An 18,632-nucleotide genomic window follows, 5' to 3' on the forward strand; every position below is an offset into this window, starting at 1 on the left:
CGGGATCGACACGCTCCTCACACGCCCACCGCCCCGTAGCGCCGGACGACCCAGATGAGCACCGGGCCGCCGATGACCGCGGTCACGATCGCGACCGGCACCTCCCCGGTCGCCAGCAGCACCCTCGCCAGCACGTCGGAGAGCACCATCAGGAGCGGGCCGAAGACCACGCACAGGCCGATCAGCCAGCCGATCGAGGCACCCGCGAGCCGGCGGACCGCGTGCGGCACGATGAGGCCGACGAACACGATCGGCCCGGCGACGGCCGTGGCGGTCGCGGCCAGCACCGTGGCCACGAGCAGGGTGAGCACCCGGGTCCGCACGACGGACGCCCCGAGCCCGTGGGCGACGTCGTCACCCAGCGTCACCGCGCTCAGCGACCGGCCCAGCAGCAGGGCGGCCGTCAGCGCGACGACCAGCACGAGACAGGGGACGAGCAGCGGCGCCTGCTCGCGACCGGCGAGGGAGCCGACCGACCAGAAGCGGTAGACGTCGAAGGTGGCGGGGTCGGTGAGCCGGATGCCGATCGACAGCCCTGCCAGCACCGCCGTCAGGGCGACCCCGGCCAGCACCAGGCGCAGCGGATCGGACCGGCCCACGGCGTAGACGAGCGCCGCCGCCAGCGCCGCGCCCACGAAGGCCAGCACCAGCGTGACCGCCTGCCCGGAGGCGCCGAGGCGCGTCGCTACGACCACCGCGAAGGAGGCGCCGCCCGTGACCCCCAGCAGGCCGGGCTCGGCGAGCGGGTTGCGGGTGAGGGTCTGCACCAGGGCCCCGGAGACGGCCAGTGCGGCGCCCACCAGGACGGCGAGCAGCGCGCGCGGCAGGCGTACGTCGAGGACCGTGATGTGCGCGTTGTCGCCCGGGTCGTGGTCGACGACGGCGCGGTAGGCCTCCGCCACGGTGACCGCGCCCTGGCCGACCGTCAGGCTGAGCATCACCGCCGCGCCGAGCAGCAGCAGGCCGGCGGCGAGCGCGTACGCCGGAGCGCCCTGTCTCGCGCTCACTCCTCGTCGTGATCGTGGTCGTCGTGATCGTGCTCGTCGTGGTCGTCGTGCTCGGTGGCGCCGCGCTTCCAGTAGCCGGTCACGAGCGCGTCGACCCCGCGGTCCTTCGCCCAGCGCCGCAGCGGCTTGATGTCGCCGGCCTCGCCGGCGGCGAAGAGGAAGACGTCGGCGGGGTCGTGGCCGCCGAGGTCGAGTCCGGTGACCACCTCGGCCAGCCGCGACCCGCCCGCGCGGGGGAGCCACTCCACGTGCACGCCCGGCCGCTGGCGCAGCGGGTATCGCGTCTCGTCCGGGTGGTCGTGGTCGACGACGACCTGGACGGAGACGCCGCGCTCCTCGAGCCAGTCGCCCTCGTCGAGCCAGCGTGCGAGCGCGGGGATCGCGGTGGTGTCGACGGCGAACACGTAGTGGTCGTAGGTGTGGGGGAAGGCGAGCGCGCCGGGCGGTCCGGCCAGCACGACCTCGGCGCCGACCTCGGCCTGCGAGGCCCACGCGGAGGCCAGGCCGCCGGGGTGGAGCACGACGTCGAGGTCCAGCTCGCCGGTCTCGGTGTCGAGGCGCCGGATCGTGTACTTGCGCATGGGCGGCTGGGGGGACCGCCAGTCGAGCATCTGCCGCTCGGGGTCGTGGACGGGGTCGTTGCGGGTGCCGTCGGGCAGCGGGAACACGATGCCGACGTGGTCGTCGCAGGCGTGGGTCACCACGTGCTTGACGGCCGGGGACGCCACCGTGAGGCGCAGCATGTGGGGGGTGACCTGGGTGCGGGCGACCACCGTGGCGGTGCGGATGCCGATCGGATAGCCCACGCGGCGGGTCCCGCGCCCGTCGAGCTGGTGGGCGCGCACCCGTGGGCCGGGGTGCGAGCGGTCGATCGCGGTCACTCGAGCTCCTCGGCGAACGCCTCCTCGAAGGCCGCGTCGAGGGCGTCGAGGGTCTGCATCGCCGAGGCGTAGGTGGCGGCCTCGGTGTGGCGCACGCCGACCGCCATGCCGTCCTCGACGGCCGGGAGGTTCTTCCAGAGCGGGGAGTCCAGGACGTACTGCACGGCCTCCACCGGGGTGCCGTCGCCCTGGACGCTGTAGGTGATCACGTCGGCGTCGCCGAGGCTGTCGGGCAGCTCCTCGATGGAGGGGTACTCGCTGACCTCGGCCGAGCCGCCGTCGCTGGGGTCCTTCACCTCGCCGTAGTAGGTGACGCCGATGTCGGTGGCGATGTTGGTGCCCCACGACCCGGCGAACTCGCGGTGGAACTGACCGGCGGTGACGTCTCCGTAGGAGCCGACGTGGCCGAAGTCGAGGCCCTCGAGCACGTCGGCGTACTTGTCCGTGAGCTCGGCGGCGCGCGCCTCGTAGGCCTCCTGGTTCTCCGCGTACTGCTCCGACGCGCCCGCGGCCTCGCTCTGGCGGGCCCCGAGGTCCTTCCAGTCGTCGGGGCGGCCCGGGCCGAGGACCACGACGGGCGCGATCGTCTCGAGCCGCTCCATGTTGACGTCGCCGAGCACCGGCAGCGGCACGCCGAGGATGATCACGTCGGGCTCGGCCGCCGCGACCGCGTCGTAGTTGATCGAGTCGGCGCTCTCCCCCATCACCTTCGGGGTCTCCTCGTAGGTCGCCAGGTCCTCCTCGGTCATGAGCGCGGTGCCGCGACCCCACTCCGAGATGCCGACGAGCGGCGCGTCGACCTCGAGGAGCACCGGCACGGCGTAGCCGGTGGCGACGACGCGCTCGGGGTCGGCCGGGATCTCGATCTCGCCGTTGTCGGCCGAGAAGGTGACGGTGTCGGGCCCGTCCTCGGACTCGGCCGCACCGTCCTCGCCGCCGCACGCGGCGAGGACGAGGGAGAGGGCGGCGGCACCGGCGAGCACGGTGGCGCGACGGGCGGGGCTGTGGCGGCGCATGGGGGTTCCTCGGGTGGGTCGGGGGGTCGGTGGCCGCCGGCTGGCGGCGGCGGTCGCGGCGCACCGCCTGCCGCGGGGCGCGCTCGTGGGGGCCCGAGCCGGACCCACGGTGAACTAAGGGTAGCCTTACCAATCCTGCGAGGTTGTCGTGAAGGAGACAGATGGTGTCGTCGATCGGACACCCGCCGTGGGGCGCTCCCACCGCGACGGCGGCCGGCGCCATCGCGGTGGAGGAGTACGGCTACGGCCTCGGGCCGCCCACCGGCGTGCTGGTCCTGCGCTATCCCCCGCAGGCCGCCGTGCCCGACTTCCCACCCGACCGCGACGACTTCGTGCACCAGCTCTTCTGGTCGCCCGACGGCATCCTCGCCGTGCACCGGGGCGACACCTCGCGCTTCCTCTCCTCCGCCGAGATGCTGTGGGTGCGCCGGGGCGTCGTGGCCGAGGTCCACGGGCTCGGCCGGCAGACGGTCCTGCGGGTGTGCGTCCGCCAGGCGCCGGCCTCGCTGAGCGCGCTCGAGGCAGGGGTGCTCGCGCCCGAGGCCGAGGTGGGCGGGCGGCTCCTCGAGATCGCGCGCCCCGGCGTCGAGGAGCAGGACGGACTCCGGGCGCGGCACGACGTCCTCGAGGCGCTCGCCGGGTGCCGGGCCGTGCACCTGGGCCACGTCGACGGCGGCGCCGGCCCGGCGCACACCGTTGCGCAGGCCCTGCTGCGCGACCCGGCGGACGGCACCAGCCTCACGGCCTGGGCGGCCCGGCTGCACGTGAGCGGCAAGACGCTGCAGCGCCACTTCGAGCGCGAGTTCGGCACCACCTTCACCGCCTGGCGTACGACGACCCGGTTGCGGGCCGCGGCCGCCATGCTGCGCCACCTGTCGGTCACCGAGACGGCGCACCGGGTGGGCTACACGAGCGTGTCCGCGTTCACCGCCGCCTTCACCCGGGAGTTCGGGACCAGCCCCGGGCGCTACGCCGGCTGAGCGCGCCCCCGGCTCAGTGCGCCGCGGGCTCGCCCGGGCGCCGCACGAGCAGGGCGACGAGCACCGCCGCGGCGGAGATGACGCCGCCGTACATGAGCGCCGCGTGGACGCCGTCGGCGGTCGCCTCGACCAGGGCGGCACCCTCCTCGGTCCGGGCGACCGTCACGCGGGTCATCACGGTGACGAAGAGCGCGGTGCCGGCAGCGCCCGCGACCTGCTGGAGCGTCGAGACGATCGCGCTGCCGTGGGAGTAGAGCTGCGGCGGCAGCGAGCCCAGCGCGGAGGTGAGGAGCGGGGTGAACATCAACGCGAGCCCCACGCTCATCAGCACGTGGAGTCCGACGACGGTGGCCTGCCCGGTCCCGGCGTCCAGGGTCGTCATCCCCCACAGCGCGGCGCTGACGAGCGCGGCGCCCGGCGCGACCAGCGGCCGGGGGCCGACCCGGTCGAACAGGCGCCCGACGATCGGGGCGAGCAGCCCCATGGTGAGGCCGCCGGGGAGGAGGAGCAGGCCGGTGTTGAGCACCGACAGGCCCAGCACGTTCTGCAGGTAGAGGGGAATCAGGATCAGCGTGCCGAAGAGCGCCATCATGCTGACCGCGACCAGCAGCACGGCGACGCTGAACGCGCGCACCCGGAAGGCACGCAGGTCGAGCAGCGCCCGGTCGCGCAGCCGCAGCTGACGGGCGACGAAGGTGACGAGCGCCAGGCCGCCGAGCACCAGCGGCAGCCACACGGGCACGGGGGTGTGGCCGGTCGCGCTCTCGCCGATGCTGCTCAGGCCGTAGATCAGCCCCCCGAACGCGAGCGCGGACAGCACGACGGAGAGGACGTCGACGGGCACGTCGCGCGGCTCGGTCACGTTGCGCACCCAGGCCGCGCCGAGGGCCAGCGAGAGCAGCGCGATCGGCAGCACGATCCAGAACATCCAGCGCCACGACAGCTGGTCGAGGACGATCCCGGAGATGGTCGGGCCGATGGCCGGGGCGACGGAGATGACGATCGAGATCGTGCCCATCGTCTGGCCGCGCCGGCGCTCGTCGACGACGTTGAGGATCGTGGTGATGAGCAGCGGCATCATCAGGGCGGTGCCGACGGCCTGGACGACGCGGCCGGCCACCAGCATCGGGAAGACCGGCGCCAGGGCGGCCACCAGCGTGCCGGTGCTGAACGACGCCATCGCCGCCACGAAAACGGTGCGCAGAGGGAAGCGCGTCAGCAGCCAGCCGGTGATCGGGATGACCACGGCCATGGTGAGCAGGAAGGCCGTGGTGAGCCACTGAGCCGTCGTGGCCTGCACGTCGAACTCGCGCATCAGGTCGGGCAGCGCGACGCTCATGATCGTCTCGTTGAGGATCACCACGAAGGCGGACGCGACGAGCAGCCCGATCAGGCGGCCGTGCCCGTGGGGCGACGCGGTCCCGAGGTCGGGAGGTGTCGGCTGGGCGGTCGTGGTCACGTGCGGCGTCCTCCGGGTCTGCGGTCGCGGCATGCGTCGTCGCGGCCGCGGTGTGTGTCAGTGACCGTCAACCCGGCGCGAGCGGGCGCTATTCCTCCGGGCCGGACGGGCGCCGGGTGATCCGGGTCAACCCGTCGAGGTGGGCCCGCACCTCCTCCGGCGAGCCGGTGCCGTGCACGCGGATGAGCTCGGCGAGCGCCGGGTGCTCGGCGGCGAGCAGGCCGGCCGCCCGCAGCAGGTCCTGGCCGGAGGCCACGGTGCGCAGCAGCTCGGCGGTCGTCGGCTCGGCCGGCGGGCGCGCGGCAGCGCCGGTCAGGGTGGTGGAGTCCTGCTGGCGGATCTCCTCCAGGCGCACAGCGACCTGGCTGTGGGCCAGCCCGGACCCGACCTCGTCGGCCAGCTCGACGAGCGCGCTCAGCCGCTGGACCGCCAGCGGGTTGCCGATGGTGGTGCGCCGCCCGCTCGCCAGCTGCGAGAGCATGGGCGCGCTCACGCCGATCGTGCGCGCGACGGCCGCCTGGCTGAGCCCGAGCGCCGCGGTGACCCGGTCGAGGACGTCGCCGATCGCGGCGCCGTAGAGCTCCTGCTGGCGCCGACGGCTCTGCGACTGCCCGACCATGGCCCGATGATAACGCACGCACATGTTATGTTTGCGATTGCTAACGCCGGGTAGGACCGTCGCAGGAGGTGCCCCATGACCCACCGGATCCGGACGATCCCCCACCACGCGACGACGGCGCTCGCCGCCCTCGCCGCACTGACCATGCTGGTCCTCGTCGCCGCGATGGGCGCGAGCAGCCCGGCCGGCGCCACGAGCGGCGAGACCGACCCGCCGGCGAGCGACGCCGCCGACACCGAGCCCGATGCCGCGCCCGAGACCGACTACGCGCGGATGGTCCTGGTCCTCGACGCCTCGGGGTCCATGGCGGAGCCGGCGGGCGGCGGGACCACCAAGATCGACGCCGCTCGGCAGGCGCTCGGCACCGTCGTCGACGGGCTGCCCGACGAGGCCTACGTCGGACTGCGGGTCTACGGCGCCACGGTGTTCTCCCGCGACCAGAAGGGCGCCTGCACCGACTCGCAGCTCATCGTCGACCCCGGCACCGACAACCGCGACGAGCTGCGGGCGGCGCTGGAGTCGTACGAGCCCTACGGCGAGACGCCGATCGGGTACGCCCTGCGCCAGGCGGCCGGCGACATCGGTGGCGAGTCGACCCGGTCCATCGTGCTGGTCTCCGACGGCATCGCCACCTGCGAGCCCGACCCCTGCGTCGTGGCGGGCGAGCTCGCCCAGCAGGGGATCGACCTCCAGATCGACGTCGTGGGGCTGAGCGTCGACGCCAAGGCCCGCGCCCAGCTGCGGTGCGTCGCGGCGAAGGGCAACGGCACCTACTACGACGCCGACGACGCCGACGAGATCGTCGCCAGCCTGGAGACGGCGGCCGACCGTGCCGTGCGTCCCTTCGCGCTCGACGGCACGCCGCTGGCCGGCGGCGGCTCCGACGACCCCACTCCGATCGAGGCCGGGCTGTGGAGCGACAAGGTGGGCACGACGCCGCAGGACTCCGAGCGCTGGTTCTCCTACACGCGCACGATGCCCGGCTCGACCGTCCGGGTCGGCCTGTCCAGCCTCGGCGGCGACCCCGACGAGTGGGACACCGTGCAGCTCGAGACCAGCACGCCGCTCGGGGACTCCTGCGGCATCGACAACAGCTTCAAGAACGTCAACTCCGCCGAGCTCCTCGGGGCCGAGGTCGCCGTGGGCGAGCCCCAGAGCAACGAGGACTGTGTGACCTCCGACGAGGTGCTGATCATGGTGTCCCGCTCGCTCAGCAACATGGGTCGCGGACAGTCGCCGTTCAGCCTCCAGGTGGTCGAGGAGCCACCGGCGGACGGCACGTCGCTCGCCGAGGAGGGCTCCTGGAGCGGAATCGTCCTGGACCCGCCGGACGTCTCCGGCACGCCGGAGGCGGTGACGGGCGGCGACTCCTTCGCCACCGCGCCGGTCCTCACCGACGGCGTCTACAAGGGCACCATCGTGCCGGGCGAGACGCAGGCCTTCCGGGTGCAACTGGCCTACGGCCAGAAGCTCAGCGCGCGGCTGCGCACTCCCCCCGCCTCCCCGGCGCTCCACGAGCAGATCGGCCACCAGGGCCCGTTCGCCTCGTTCCTGGTCTACAGCCCGATGCGCGGGAACGTGCCGATCAGTGGGGAGGGGATCAACACCCACGGGTTCGCGGCCACCAGCTCCTCAGGGGTGTTCGGCGTGCAGACCCCCGAGGTCCGCTACAACAACCGCGTCAGCTCGGTCACCGTGGGCACCAGCCTGCCCGGCTACTACTACCTCGTCTTCGCAGCCGACTCCGACCACCGCGGGGAGTCCTACGAGATGCCCTACCGGCTCGAGCTCGAGGTGCGCGGCGAGGAGTCGGGCGCACCGGAGTACGCCGAAGGGCAGGCGCTCCTGACCGGCACGGACGCCCCGCTGGGCGCGCCGATCAGTGCCCCGGCCGAGCCGGACGAGCCCTCCGACGACGGCGCGGACGACCCGGCGGACGACTCCGGGCAGGCGGCGCCGAAGGACGAGGCCGAGCCCCCCTCCGCCGGCACCCTCGCCGCTGCCGGCGCCCTGGCCGCGGTGGCGCTCGGGTGCGTGGCGGTCGCGGTCAACCTGCTCCGAGGACGTCGCGGCTGAGGGCACCATGCAGGCCCGGCCGGCGCGACGGTCACCCCAGGAGCAGCCAGACCGCGCCGCACAGACAGGCAGCGGCCACCACCAGCAGCAGCACGGCCAGCCCGCGCCGGTCGGCCGGGACATCGGGCCCGCCGCGTGACTGGCTGCCAGAGCCCGTGCCAGTGCCGCTGGCCGGACCGCTGCCCGGACCGCTGGCTGCGGTCGCCACGGCGGTGCGGGTCTCGGCCCCGAGCACTCCCGCCAGCTGGTCGAGCACGACCACCGGCTCCACCGGCGCCGGGGCGCCCGACAGGTCGAGGGCGGCGAGCCGCTCGCGCAGCGCGGCGGCGCTGGTCGGTCGCGCGGCGGGGTCGGAGCTGACCGCCTCGAGGAGCAGCGCGGCGAGCGGCTGGAGGCCCGGCTGGTCGACGACCAGTGCGGCGACGGCGTCGGTGGCGTGGGGCGGGCGGACGCCGGCCAGCATCTCCAGCCCGACCATCCCCGCGGCGTAGACGTCCTGGGCGACGGACGGGTCCGCCCCGGCCAGCTGCTCGGGCGCCATGTAGCCCGGCGACCCGATCACCTGGCTGGCCCGCGTGAGCCGGGGGTCGTCGGTCCGGGCCGAGATCCCGAAGTCGGTGAGCAGGAGGTGGGGGCGCGCGGTGCCGGTCGCCCGGAGCAGCAGGTTGGCCGGCTTGACGTCGCGGTGCACGATCCCGGTCGCGTGCACGACGTCCAGCGCGGTGAGCAGCTGCACGAGCAGCTCGCGCACCCACGTCGCCGGCAGCGGGCCGTGGTCGCCGATCAGGGTCGCGACCGAGCCCCCGCGCACCAGCGGCATCGTGAACAGGACGCGATCGTCCTCCCCCGCCCACGACAACGGCGTGACGACGTGGTCGTGCGGGATGCGGGTGCCCTGCTCGCGCATGAACCGCACCAGCGACGCCGAGTCGGACTGGCGCAGCACCTTGCCGGCGTAGACCTCTCCGTCGCGTCGGTCGCGGACGACCCAGACCGAGCCCATGCCACCGTCGGCGATCGGCTCCAGCAGCTCGAACCGTCCCGCGAAGACCTCACCCACGGTCGTGAGCCCCCCGGCGCGAGGCGGCCCTCACAGCGTCTCGAAGCGCATGCCGGCCTTCTGCAGCCGGATGAGCAGCGCGTCGCCCATCGCCTGCGCGGGCGTGACCTGACCGGCGGTCCGCGGGTTGTCGTCCAGGGCCAGGCAGAGCGCTGCCTCGGAGAGCATCTTGGCCGTCTCGGTGTAGCCGGGGTCGCCACCGGAGACCCGGGTGCGGACGGCGCGTCCGCCTGCCTCGCCGACGAAGTCGACGGTGAACCAGGACCGCTCGCGCTTCTCCGATGAGGGCCCCGAGCCCTGCGGCACCTTGGACTTGAGGAGCTCGCGCACGGGCCCGACCTGCGCGGCCAGGCCCAGCGCGCCGACACCCACGGCGCCGCCGACGGCGTAGGGCAGCGTCTTGGTGCCGGCCCAGTGCGAGTAGCGGAACTCCGGGCCGTACGACGCCAGCGCCGCCCCGGTGCGCGCGACGACGATCGGGTCGATGGTGGGCAGCGGGAGGAGCCAGTAGCCGAGGACCGGGTCACGGTGGGGCCGTCCGCGCACGGCACGCGACGAGCGCCCCTCGGGCCGCGCCTCGGCGCGCCGGCGGGCGGCGTAGGCCTGTTTCATCTGCGTGGCCCGGGCGAACTGGTCGAGCGCGGAGTGGAAGGTGCCGCCGGAGAAGGTGCCACCGGAGCGGACCACGCCACGCAGCGTGATCGGCTCGTCGGACGGCAGCTGCTGCACGGTGAAGTAGGCACCCAGGTCGTGTGGGATCGAGTCGAAGCCGCAGGCGTGCACGAGCCGTGCGCCCGTGCGTACGGCGGTCTGGTGGTGCTCGAGGTACATCCTGTCGACGAACTCCGGCTCGCCGGTGAGGTCGAGGTAGTCGGTGCCGGCCTCGGCGCACGCGCCGACGAGGGGGGCGCCGTGCCGGAGGTAGGGACCGATCGTGGTGGCGACGACACGGGTGCGTCGGGCGACGTCGGACAGCGCGGCGGCGTCGGTGGAGTCGGCGACCAGCACCTCGACGTCCACGCCCCGCTCCGCGGCCAGCCGGCGGCGTACGTCGTCGAGCCTGTCGGCATTGCGGCCGGCGATGGCCCACCGCAGTCCGGCCGGCGCCGCGGCGGCGAGGTAGTCGGCGGTCAGGCCCCCGGTGAAGCCGGTGGCCCCGAAGAGCACGAGGTCGAGATCACGGTCGGGACGGCTGTCGAGGGGGGCGCTCACCGCGCCATCGTGCCACGCGGAACCCCGCCCCGGGATGCTCCGTCCGACCGCCATGCGCGCTCGAAGGATCGTCACCTCGCTCACCGTCGTCACCAGTCTGGCCGCGGCACTCGGCATCGGCTACGCCCTGGGCGACGACCCCGGCGCCCGGCCCCCGGCCGCACCCCCGATCACGCTGGCCAACGCCGACCTCACCGTCGCCTCGAGCTGCGCCGACCTGCTCGACAGCTACGTCGAGCGCGCGCTCGTCGAGGTCGGCCCCTACGGATGGGGCGACACGGTCTACTCCGAGGCGATGTCCGGGGCCGACGCGGCCGCGCCCGCCGACGCCGCGGAAAGCGCTCGCTCGACGGTCAGCACGTCGCGGAGCACCAGCGCGGAGTCGGGCACCAACGTCCAGGAGGCCGGCGTCGACGAGTCCGACGTGGTCAAGGTGGCCGGCAGCCTGCTGGTGCGGCTCCGCGAGGGAGAGCTGCTGGCCTACGACGTCTCGGGCGAGGAGCCGAGCCTGCTGTCGGCGACGCGACTCGACGACGCCCGCGGCAGCAACGGCTGGGTCGGCGACCCGGGAGGCGAGCTGCTGCTCGTGGACGGCCGGGCCGTGGTGGTCGGGACGTCGGCCGGCGCGTCGTCCACGACGATCACCACGGTCGACCTCGCCGACCCGACCGCGCCGGCCGTGGTCGACGCCACCACCGTCGGCGGCCGCGCCTCCGCGGTGCGGCTGCACGGCGACGTCGTCCGCGTGGTGGTGCACAACAGCCTCCCGCAGCTCGACTTCGCGATGCCCGAGGGGACGCTCGGCGAGCTGCGCGCCCGGATGCGCAACCGGGCCCTGGTGCGCGACACCACGCTGGCCGACTGGCTCCCCACCGTCGCCGGCGACCCGGTGGTCGACTGCGCGGACGTGGCCGTACCGGAGGACAGCGAGGTCGCCGTCGGCACCACGACCGTGCTCGCCCTCGACCCCGCCGACCCAACCACCCTCACCACGGACGCCGTGGCCACCGACTCCGACATCTCCTACTTCTCCACCGACCGCTTCTACCTGGCCGCGGCCAGCCCGCAGTGGGGCTGGATTGACTGCATGGACTGCCGCCCCGGCGGCATGCCGATGCCCGACGGCACCACCCCGCTGTTCGCGTTCGCGCTCGAGGGGACCGACACGACGTACGTCGCCTCCGGCGAGGTCGAGGGCACCATCGCCGACCGTTGGTCGATGGACGCCGTCGGCGGGTCGCTGCGGGTGGCGCTCGGGCCGAGCAGCGAGACCGGCGACTTCAACTCGGTCGTCATCCTGCGCGAGGAGGGTGCCGACCTGGTCGAGGACGGTCGTGTCGACGGCCTCGGTGTCGGGGAGGAGATCAAGTCCGTGCGCTGGTTCGACGACCTCGCGATCGTGGTGACCTTCCGCCAGACCGACCCGCTCTACGCCGTCGACCTCTCCGACGCCACGGAGCCGCGACTGCTCGGCGAGCTCAAGATCCCCGGCTTCTCCGACTACCTCCACCCGCTCGGCGAGCGCCGCCTCATCGGCATGGGCCAGGACGCGTCCCTGCGGGGCGTCACCCGTGGCGCCCAGGCCGCGCTGTTCGACGTCACCGACCTCACCGACCCGCGGCAGATCGACGTGGTGCGCTACGACGACGGCACGTGGGCCGCGGCCGGCGGCGACCCGCGACAGTTCGCCTGGCTGCCGGACCGGCGGGTCGCGCTGACGGTCGTCTCGCGCAGCGGCAGGGTCGGGATGACCGGCTGGGTCTCGGTCCTGTCGCTGGCCGACGGCTCGATGGACAACCGGATGGTCGAGGTGGAGCACGGCACGGACGTCGACGCCGTCCGCCTGGTGCCGCTCGCGTCCGGCGAGGTCGTGCTGGTGACCGGCGACGACGTGACGTTCTTCGACCTGTGACACGCGCGCGGCGCGTCGTAGGCTCGCAGCATGTGCCGCAACATCCGCCCGCTCAACAACTTCGAGCCGCCGGCGACCCGTGACGAGGTGACGGCGGCCGCCCTGCAGTACGTCCGCAAGGTGGCCGGCACCACGAAGCCGTCGCAGGCCAACGAGGCGGCCTTCCACGCAGCGGTGCGGGAGATCGCCCACATCACCGAGCACCTCCTCGACGAGCTCGTCACGACCGCGCCGCCGAAGAACCGCGACGTCGAGGCCGCCAAGGCCCGTGCCCGGGCGCAGGCGCGCTACGCGTGAGCCTTCCCGCGTCCGGCCCGGCCGAGGAGGAGGCCCTCGACCTGCTCTGCTCGCGGCCCCTGGTCGTGCTGACCGGCGCCGGACTCTCCACCGACTCGGGCATCCCCGACTACCGCGGTCCGGGCGCCCCGGTGCGGGCGCCGATGACCTACCAGGAGTTCGTCGCCACCCCGCAGGCCCAGCAGCGCTACTGGGCGCGCAGCCACCTCGGCTGGCAGCGGATCGGCCGGGCGCAGCCCAACGCCGGGCACCGCGCCCTCGCCGCGATCGACCCCGAGCTGCTGATCACCCAGAACGTCGACGGCCTCCACGAGGCCGCCGGGTCACGTCGGCTGGTGGCACTGCACGGACGGGTGGCCGACGTGGTGTGCCTGGCGTGCCGCACCACCTCCTCGCGCGCGGCGCTGGAGGCCGAGCTCGACGCGCTCAACCCCGGCTGGCTGGAGCGGCACGGCTGGGTCGCGTCGCGCCCCGACGGTGACGTCGACCTCGACCACACCCACGACTTCGTGGTGCCGCGCTGCCCGTGCGGCGGCGCCCTCAAGCCCGACGTCGTGTTCTTCGGGGAGAACGTGCCGCCCGACCGGGTGGCACGCTGCTACGCCGCCGTCGAGGGTCTCGGCGGCGCCGGTGCGCTGCTGGTGGCCGGCTCGTCGCTCACCGTGATGAGCGGGCTGCGCTTCGTCCGGCGTGCCGCCCAGGGAGGGACGCCGGTCGTCATCGTCAACCGCGGCCTGACCCGCGGCGACGCGCTGGCGTCGTACAAGCTCGACGTGGGGTGCAGCGAGTTCCTCGGCGAGCTGGCCGCGCGGGTGGCCGATCAGGACACCTAGCGGCGTACGAAGATGTGCTCGGCCGCCTCGACCACGAGCTCGGCGGTCTCGCCCCCGGAGCCGATGAGGATGCCCTCCTCGGTGCGGGCGATGGTCACGGTCTTGCCCGGGACCGCGCCGACGCGGCGCAGCAGGCCCATCAGCTCCTCGTCCTTCTGCATCTCCTCGGAGATCCGCTTGACGTGGACGCGCTGGTCCTCGGCACCGGCAGCGCCGGAGAGCGGCTCCACGTTGTCCATGAAGTCCTCGCCGGCCCGGTCGCCCAGCTCGTCGAGGCCCGGGATCGGGTTGCCGTAGGGCGACTCCGTCGGGTGGTCGAGCAGCTCGAGCAGGCGACGCTCGACGGTCTCCGACATCACGTGCTCCCAGCGGCACGCCTCGGCGTGCACGAGCTCCCAGTCGAGGCCGATGACGTCGGTGAGCAGCCGCTCGGCGAGCCGGTGCTTGCGCATCACCCGCGTGGCCAGGCGCCTGCCCTCCTCGGTGAGCTCGAGGTGGCGGTCGCCCTGCACGGTGACCAGCCCGTCGCGCTCCATCCGGGCCACCGTCTGCGAGACCGTCGGGCCCGACTGGTGAAGCCGCTCGGCGATGCGCGCACGCAACGGCGGGATGCCCTCCTCGACGAGCTCGTAGATCGTGCGGAGGTACATCTCGGTGGTGTCGATCAGGTCGCTCACGGGCTCATTGTGTCCCATCCCCCAACCGCCGCACGCACACGAGTCGTGGCACAGTGAGGCCGGTGACAGCGCTGATCGTGCCCCGCCGCTTCTGCGGCCCGCCCGACTCCGGCAACGGGGGCTGGACGGCCGGGTCCCTCGCCGCGCTGGACGAGACCGACGCGCCCGGTGACCACAACCGCAGCTGGCCGCCGATCGAGGTCTCGCTGCGCCGGCCACCGCCGCTCGACACCCCGCTCGGCGTCTCGACCGACGCCGGCGTCACGAGCGCGTCGTACGGCGAGGCGCCGGTCGCGACCGCCCACCGCGTCGACCGCACGCTCACCGACGTCGAGCCGGTCGACCCCGCGGTGGCCGCCGCGGCGACGGCGGGCTACCCCGGTCTCACGTTCCACCCCTTCCCCACCTGTTTCGTCTGCGGCACCGACCGGGAGGAGGGCGACGGGCTGCGGATCTTCCCCGGACCGGTCGGCGGGGAGCCCGAGGGCGGTCGGGTCGCCGCGCCGTGGACGCCCCACCCGAGCCTCCAGGAGGACTGGCACACCTACGTCGACGACCACCCCCGCGCGAGCGTGGCCGCGACCTGGGCTGCGCTCGACTGCATCGGCGGCTGGGCCGGCGACCTCACCGAGCGGCTGATGGTGCTCGGCCGGATGACCGCGCGGGTCGACGCCCTCCCGGTCATCGGCGAGGCCCACGTCGTCGTCGGCGAGGGCCGCGGTCGCGACGGCCGCAAGACGTTCACCGCCTCGACCCTCCACGACGCCGACGGCCGGGTCGTCGCCACGGCCGAGCACACCTGGATCGCCGTCGACCCGCAGCAGTTCGGCGGCCGCTCACCCGACGGCCGGGGAGCCGCTGGCGCCGTTTGAGAAGATGCCCGCATGGCTGATGTGAACGATCCAACGACGTACTGGTGGCGCAACGCGGTGATCTACCAGGTCTACGTCCGCAGCTTCGCCGACAGCGACGGCGACGGCGTCGGCGACCTGCCCGGCATCACCTCGCGCCTGCCCTACCTCGCCGACCTCGGCGTCGACGCGCTGTGGATCACGCCGTTCTACACCTCGCCCCAGCACGACCACGGCTACGACGTCGCCGACTACCGCGACGTCGACCCGCTGTTCGGCCGGCTCTCCGACGCCGACGACCTGATCGCGCGCGCCCACGAGCTCGGCCTGCGCGTGGTCGTCGACCTCGTGCCCAACCACACCTCCGACCAGCACGAGTGGTTCCGGGCGGCGCTGGCCGCCGGTCCCGGCAGCCCCGAGCGGGCGCGCTACCTCTTCCGCGACGGCGACGATGGCACCCCGCCCAACAACTGGCAGTCGGTCTTCGGCGGACCGGCGTGGACCCAGGTCGAGGACGGCCAGTGGTACCTCCACCTCTTCGACTCCTCCCAGCCCGACCTCGACTGGCGCAACCCCGAGGTCCCGGCCATGTTCGAGGACGTCCTGCGCTTCTGGCTCGACCGCGGTGTGGACGGCTTCCGCGTCGACGTCGCGCACGGCCTGTTCAAGGAGGCCAGCCTGCGCGACCAGGTGGTCGGGGAGGGCGAGCGGCCGAGCTCGGGGCAGGTCAACACCGACCACTCGATGGTGTCCCGCGAGCTCAAGGACGAGCCGATGTGGGACCAGCCCGAGGTGCACGACGTCTACCGCGCCTGGCACCGCGTGCTCGACGAGGCCGGACCCGACCGGATGGCCGTGGCGGAGGCGTGGACCCAGACGTCGGAGTCGATGGCGGCGTTCGTGCGTCCCGACGAGCTCGACCAGGCCTTCAACTTCGCGTGGCTGCTGGCCGACTGGTCGGCCGACGACTTCGCGCGGGTCGTCACCGAGACCCTCGCGGCGGTCGAGCCGGCGGGCGCCTCGCCGACGTGGGTGCTCAGCAACCACGACGTCGTACGCCACCCCACCCGCTACGGCGGCGGCGAGCGGGGCCTGGCCCGGGCGCACGCGGCGACGCTGGCGATGCTCGCCCTGCCCGGCTCGTGCTACCTCTACCAGGGCGAGGAGCTCGGCCTCGAGCAGGTCGACGTCGCCCCCGAGGACCGGCAGGACCCGGCCTACCTGCGCACCGGGGAGGTCGGCCGCGACGGCTGCCGCGTCCCGATGCCGTGGGGCGGGAGCGAGCCCCCGTACGAGTTCGGTCCCGGCACCGGGCAGCCGTGGATCCCGCAGCCTGCCGACTGGGCGGGACTGACGGTCGAGGCGCAGACCGGCGCCGAGGGGTCGAGCCTCGAGTTCTACCGCCGGGTGCTGGCCGCGCGGCACGAGTTCGCGTGGACGGCCGGCGAGAAGGTCGAGCTTCTCGACCTCGCCCCCGACGTGCTCGCGTTCCGCCGCGGGCCGCTCACCGTCGTGCTCAACTGCGGCTCCACCGCCGTCGACCTCCCCGACGGCGAGGTGCTCGTGGCCAGCGCGCCCGTCGACAACGGCCGGCTCCCCGCGGACGCCTCCGTCTGGCTGCGGCGCTGACGGCTGCGCCGTGTCGGTCGCTCAGTCGTCGCCGAGGGCGCGGTTGTAGGCCGCCAGCTGGGCGCCGAAGGCGGCGAGCTCCTCGTCGCTCCAGGCCGAGAGCCGCTCGTCGAAGCGGTCGCTGCGGGCCCGGAACATCGCCTCGAGCCGCCGGCGGCCCTCCGCGCTCGCGTCGAGCAGGATCGCGCGGCGGTCGTCGGCGGCGGGCTGGCGCTCGACCAGGCCGAGGTCGACGAGCGTCTGCACCTGGCGGCTGACGCCGCCCTTGTCCATCCCGTACGCGTCGGCCAGGTCGGCGGCACGGAGCGGGCCGTGCTGGGCCAGGTGGCTCAGGATGAAGTAGGTGATGGGGTGCAGGTCGGGGTGGACCTCCCGGGCCCGGTCGGCCATCACCCGCTTGACCCGGCGGATCAGGATGCCGACCTCGGCCTCGATGAAGCGCAGGTCGTCCTGCCTCGTGGCCGTCGCGCTCGTGCTCATGACCGGGGCTCCTGCGCCAGGAGCTCGTCCTCGCGCATCACCGAGGTGCGCAGCGGGGTCTCCTTGATGAAGAGCACCGCGATCAGCGCCCCCACCGCGAACGGCAGGGCGACCAGGAAGATGTGGCCGGTCGCGTCGCCGAACGCGCTCTCGAAGATCGCCCGCACCGGAGCCGGCAGGTCCGAGACGTCGGGGATGCTGCCGGTGTCGTGCGAGACCGCGGAGGCGTACTCCGGGTGGATCGCGAGCAGCTTCGTCAGCCCCGACTCGACGGCCGCGGCGACCTGGTGGGCGAGCACGGCACCGAGCGCGGCGATGCCGACGGAGCCGCCCAGGGAGCGGAAGAAGGCGACGACGGAGGAGCCGGCTCCCATGTCGGAGAGCGCGATGGTGTTCTGCACGGCGAGGACGAGGTTCTGCATGGTCGCGCCGAGTCCCAGCCCCAGGACGGCCATGAAGAGGCCGGTGCGCCACAGCGGGGTGGAGGCGTCGATCGTGCCGAGCAGAGCGATGCCGGCGATGACCGCCACCATGCCGCCGACGAGCCAGCGCTTCCAGATGCCGGTGTGGGAGATGATCCGCCCGCTCACGATGCTCGAGACGAGCAGCCCGCCGACCATGCAGATCGACATCAGGCCGGCCTCGGTCGGGCTCATGTCCTTGGCGCGCTGGAAGTAGAGGCTCAGGTAGACCGTCGAGCCGAACATCGCGACGCCGATCAGCACCGACGCGACCGTGGCGAGGGTGAGGGTGCGCTCGCGGAACAGGCGCAGCGGGATCATCGGGTCGGCCGCCACGTTGGCCTCGACGTGGATCGCGAGGCCGATCACGACGATGGACGCGACGATCATCAGGCCGCTGGTCCAGGAGATCCAGTCGAAGTTGTTGCCGCCGAGCGAGACCCAGACCAGCAGGATGGACACGCCGCCGACCAGCAGGGTCGCCCCGAGGTAGTCGATCGAGACGTCCCGCTTGAGGACGACGGGCAGGCGCAGGGTGCGCTGGAGGACGACGAAGGCCAGCAGGGCCACGGGCAGTCCGGCGAAGAAGCACCAGCGCCAGCCGATGGTGTCGACGAGCACACCGCCGACGAGCGGGCCGCTCACCGTGGCGAGGGCGAAGACCGCGCCGATGTAGCCGCTGTAGCGGCCGCGCTCGCGCGGGGAGACCATCGTGGCGATCACGACCTGGACCAGCGCGGTCAGGCCGCCGACGCCGAGGCCCTGGACGAAGCGGGCCCCGATCAGGACCTCCATCGACGGTGCGAAGCCGGCAGCCAGCGACCCCACCGAGAAGATCACCAGCGCGCTCTGCACCAGGGTCTTCTTGTTGAACAGGTCGGCGAACTTGCCCCAGATCGGCGTGGTCGCCGTCATCGCGAGCATGGTGGCCACGACGACCCAGGTGTAGCCGGTCTGGCTGCCCTCGAGGTCGTCGACGATGGTCGGCAGGGCGTTGCTGACGATCGTGCTGGAGAGCATCGCGACGAACATCGCGAGCAGCAGGCCGCTGAGGGCCTCGAGCACCTCGCGGTGCGTCATCTCGCCGCTCTGCTCGGCGGTGATGGGGGGAGCCTGGGTCACTACGGTCCTTTTCGGTTGCTCAGAGCAATAGTTGTTTTGCACAACCATAGTCGCGGCCCG

At 73.6% G+C, this 18,632-nt stretch carries 17 protein-coding genes; 7 read left to right on the plus strand and 10 right to left on the minus strand.

Annotated elements, in window-relative coordinates; genetic code table 11:
* Nucleotides 1-17 precede the first annotated feature (17 nt).
* From AC54T2_RS01565 to AC54T2_RS01575, 3 genes are read right to left on the minus strand one after another with little or no spacing between them, the layout of a single operon-like run.
* A complete protein-coding gene (locus AC54T2_RS01565; protein WP_206054434.1) occupies nucleotides 18-1,007 on the minus strand; it encodes a FecCD family ABC transporter permease in 990 nt (329 codons plus the stop codon).
* Complete coding sequence (locus tag AC54T2_RS01570; RefSeq protein WP_186339196.1) at nucleotides 1,004-1,888, minus strand: siderophore-interacting protein; 885 nt, start codon at nucleotides 1,886-1,888, stop codon at nucleotides 1,004-1,006. The genes AC54T2_RS01565 and AC54T2_RS01570 overlap by 4 nt, the downstream gene beginning before the upstream one ends.
* Nucleotides 1,885-2,904, minus strand: coding sequence for an ABC transporter substrate-binding protein (locus AC54T2_RS01575; protein ID WP_496665344.1), 1,020 nt, complete (start codon nucleotides 2,902-2,904; stop codon nucleotides 1,885-1,887). Before AC54T2_RS01575 ends, AC54T2_RS01570 begins: the two co-directional genes overlap by 4 nt.
* A gap of 164 nt (nucleotides 2,905-3,068) precedes the next feature.
* On the opposite strand from AC54T2_RS01575, the gene AC54T2_RS01580 reads away from it, so the two are divergent.
* Nucleotides 3,069-3,884, plus strand: coding sequence for a helix-turn-helix transcriptional regulator (locus tag AC54T2_RS01580; protein WP_496665345.1), 816 nt, complete (start codon nucleotides 3,069-3,071; stop codon nucleotides 3,882-3,884).
* Nucleotides 3,885-3,897: 13 nt separating this feature from the next.
* On the opposite strand, the gene AC54T2_RS01585 is transcribed toward AC54T2_RS01580, so the two are convergent.
* Both AC54T2_RS01585 and AC54T2_RS01590 read right to left on the minus strand, forming a co-directional pair.
* Entirely contained in the window at nucleotides 3,898-5,343 is a 1,446-nt protein-coding gene (locus AC54T2_RS01585) for a DHA2 family efflux MFS transporter permease subunit (RefSeq protein WP_241005221.1), read from the minus strand.
* An 88-nt stretch (nucleotides 5,344-5,431) separates the two neighbouring features.
* A complete protein-coding gene (locus AC54T2_RS01590; RefSeq protein WP_496665346.1) occupies nucleotides 5,432-5,962 on the minus strand; it encodes a helix-turn-helix domain-containing protein in 531 nt (176 codons plus the stop codon).
* Nucleotides 5,963-6,037: 75 nt separating this feature from the next.
* Here AC54T2_RS01590 and AC54T2_RS01595 point away from each other — a divergent pair, with 75 nt between their 5' ends.
* Nucleotides 6,038-8,038 carry a vWA domain-containing protein gene (locus tag AC54T2_RS01595; protein ID WP_496665347.1) on the plus strand — a complete coding sequence of 667 codons (2,001 nt, stop codon included), beginning with the start codon at nucleotides 6,038-6,040 and terminating at the stop codon, nucleotides 8,036-8,038.
* Nucleotides 8,039-8,069: 31 nt separating this feature from the next.
* Here AC54T2_RS01595 and AC54T2_RS01600 read toward each other — a convergent pair whose 3' ends face one another.
* Both AC54T2_RS01600 and AC54T2_RS01605 read right to left on the minus strand, forming a co-directional pair.
* Nucleotides 8,070-9,098, minus strand: coding sequence for a serine/threonine-protein kinase (locus AC54T2_RS01600; RefSeq protein ID WP_496665348.1), 1,029 nt, complete (start codon nucleotides 9,096-9,098; stop codon nucleotides 8,070-8,072).
* Nucleotides 9,099-9,128: 30 nt separating this feature from the next.
* Nucleotides 9,129-10,310, minus strand: a complete 1,182-nt coding sequence (locus tag AC54T2_RS01605; RefSeq protein ID WP_496665349.1) for a saccharopine dehydrogenase family protein — start codon at nucleotides 10,308-10,310, stop codon at nucleotides 9,129-9,131.
* 52 nt (nucleotides 10,311-10,362) lie between these two features.
* Here AC54T2_RS01605 and AC54T2_RS01610 point away from each other — a divergent pair, with 52 nt between their 5' ends.
* Genes AC54T2_RS01610 through AC54T2_RS01620 form a run of 3 tightly spaced genes read left to right on the plus strand, consistent with a single transcriptional unit; the run spans nucleotide 10,363 to nucleotide 13,352 of the window.
* Nucleotides 10,363-12,222 carry a beta-propeller domain-containing protein gene (locus AC54T2_RS01610; RefSeq protein ID WP_496665350.1) on the plus strand — a complete coding sequence of 620 codons (1,860 nt, stop codon included), beginning with the start codon at nucleotides 10,363-10,365 and terminating at the stop codon, nucleotides 12,220-12,222.
* Nucleotides 12,223-12,252: 30 nt separating this feature from the next.
* Complete coding sequence (locus tag AC54T2_RS01615; protein ID WP_496665351.1) at nucleotides 12,253-12,519, plus strand: DUF2277 domain-containing protein; 267 nt, start codon at nucleotides 12,253-12,255, stop codon at nucleotides 12,517-12,519.
* Nucleotides 12,516-13,352: a Sir2 family NAD-dependent protein deacetylase gene (locus AC54T2_RS01620; protein WP_186339205.1), complete on the plus strand. Its 837-nt coding sequence runs from the start codon at nucleotides 12,516-12,518 to the stop codon at nucleotides 13,350-13,352. The genes AC54T2_RS01615 and AC54T2_RS01620 overlap by 4 nt, the downstream gene beginning before the upstream one ends.
* On the opposite strand, the gene AC54T2_RS01625 is transcribed toward AC54T2_RS01620, so the two are convergent.
* Entirely contained in the window at nucleotides 13,349-14,029 is a 681-nt protein-coding gene (locus tag AC54T2_RS01625) for an iron-dependent transcriptional repressor DtxR (RefSeq protein ID WP_186339206.1), read from the minus strand. The genes AC54T2_RS01620 and AC54T2_RS01625 overlap by 4 nt on opposite strands.
* Nucleotides 14,030-14,091: 62 nt before the next feature.
* Here AC54T2_RS01625 and AC54T2_RS01630 point away from each other — a divergent pair, with 62 nt between their 5' ends.
* Both AC54T2_RS01630 and AC54T2_RS01635 read left to right on the plus strand, forming a co-directional pair.
* Nucleotides 14,092-14,901: a hotdog family protein gene (locus AC54T2_RS01630; protein ID WP_206054435.1), complete on the plus strand. Its 810-nt coding sequence runs from the start codon at nucleotides 14,092-14,094 to the stop codon at nucleotides 14,899-14,901.
* Between the two features lie 12 nt (nucleotides 14,902-14,913).
* The gene (locus tag AC54T2_RS01635; RefSeq protein ID WP_186339208.1) at nucleotides 14,914-16,509 is read left to right on the plus strand and encodes a glycoside hydrolase family 13 protein; all 1,596 of its coding nucleotides are present in this window, start codon (nucleotides 14,914-14,916) and stop codon (nucleotides 16,507-16,509) included.
* A gap of 21 nt (nucleotides 16,510-16,530) precedes the next feature.
* Here AC54T2_RS01635 and AC54T2_RS01640 read toward each other — a convergent pair whose 3' ends face one another.
* Both AC54T2_RS01640 and AC54T2_RS01645 read right to left on the minus strand, forming a co-directional pair.
* Nucleotides 16,531-16,989 (minus strand): MarR family winged helix-turn-helix transcriptional regulator, encoded by a 459-nt coding sequence (locus tag AC54T2_RS01640; RefSeq protein ID WP_496665352.1) that lies wholly within the window; start codon nucleotides 16,987-16,989, stop codon nucleotides 16,531-16,533.
* Nucleotides 16,986-18,572, minus strand: a complete 1,587-nt coding sequence (locus AC54T2_RS01645) for an MDR family MFS transporter (protein ID WP_496665353.1) — start codon at nucleotides 18,570-18,572, stop codon at nucleotides 16,986-16,988. Before AC54T2_RS01645 ends, AC54T2_RS01640 begins: the two co-directional genes overlap by 4 nt.
* Between the last annotated feature and the right edge of the window lie 60 nt (nucleotides 18,573-18,632).

This window comes from Nocardioides sp. Z35_8 (assembly GCF_059621125.1).

Coding starts and splice junctions, on each gene's coding strand:
- AC54T2_RS01615 (WP_496665351.1), top strand. CDS start 12,253: ATGTGCCGCAACATCCGCCCGCTCAACAACTTCGAGCCGCCGGCGACC.
- AC54T2_RS01575 (WP_496665344.1), bottom strand. CDS start 2,904: ATGCGCCGCCACAGCCCCGCCCGTCGCGCCACCGTGCTCGCCGGTGCC.
- AC54T2_RS01590 (WP_496665346.1), bottom strand. CDS start 5,962: ATGGTCGGGCAGTCGCAGAGCCGTCGGCGCCAGCAGGAGCTCTACGGC.
- AC54T2_RS01595 (WP_496665347.1), top strand. CDS start 6,038: ATGACCCACCGGATCCGGACGATCCCCCACCACGCGACGACGGCGCTC.
- AC54T2_RS01635 (WP_186339208.1), top strand. CDS start 14,914: ATGGCTGATGTGAACGATCCAACGACGTACTGGTGGCGCAACGCGGTG.
- AC54T2_RS01610 (WP_496665350.1), top strand. CDS start 10,363: ATGCGCGCTCGAAGGATCGTCACCTCGCTCACCGTCGTCACCAGTCTG.
- AC54T2_RS01640 (WP_496665352.1), bottom strand. CDS start 16,989: ATGAGCACGAGCGCGACGGCCACGAGGCAGGACGACCTGCGCTTCATC.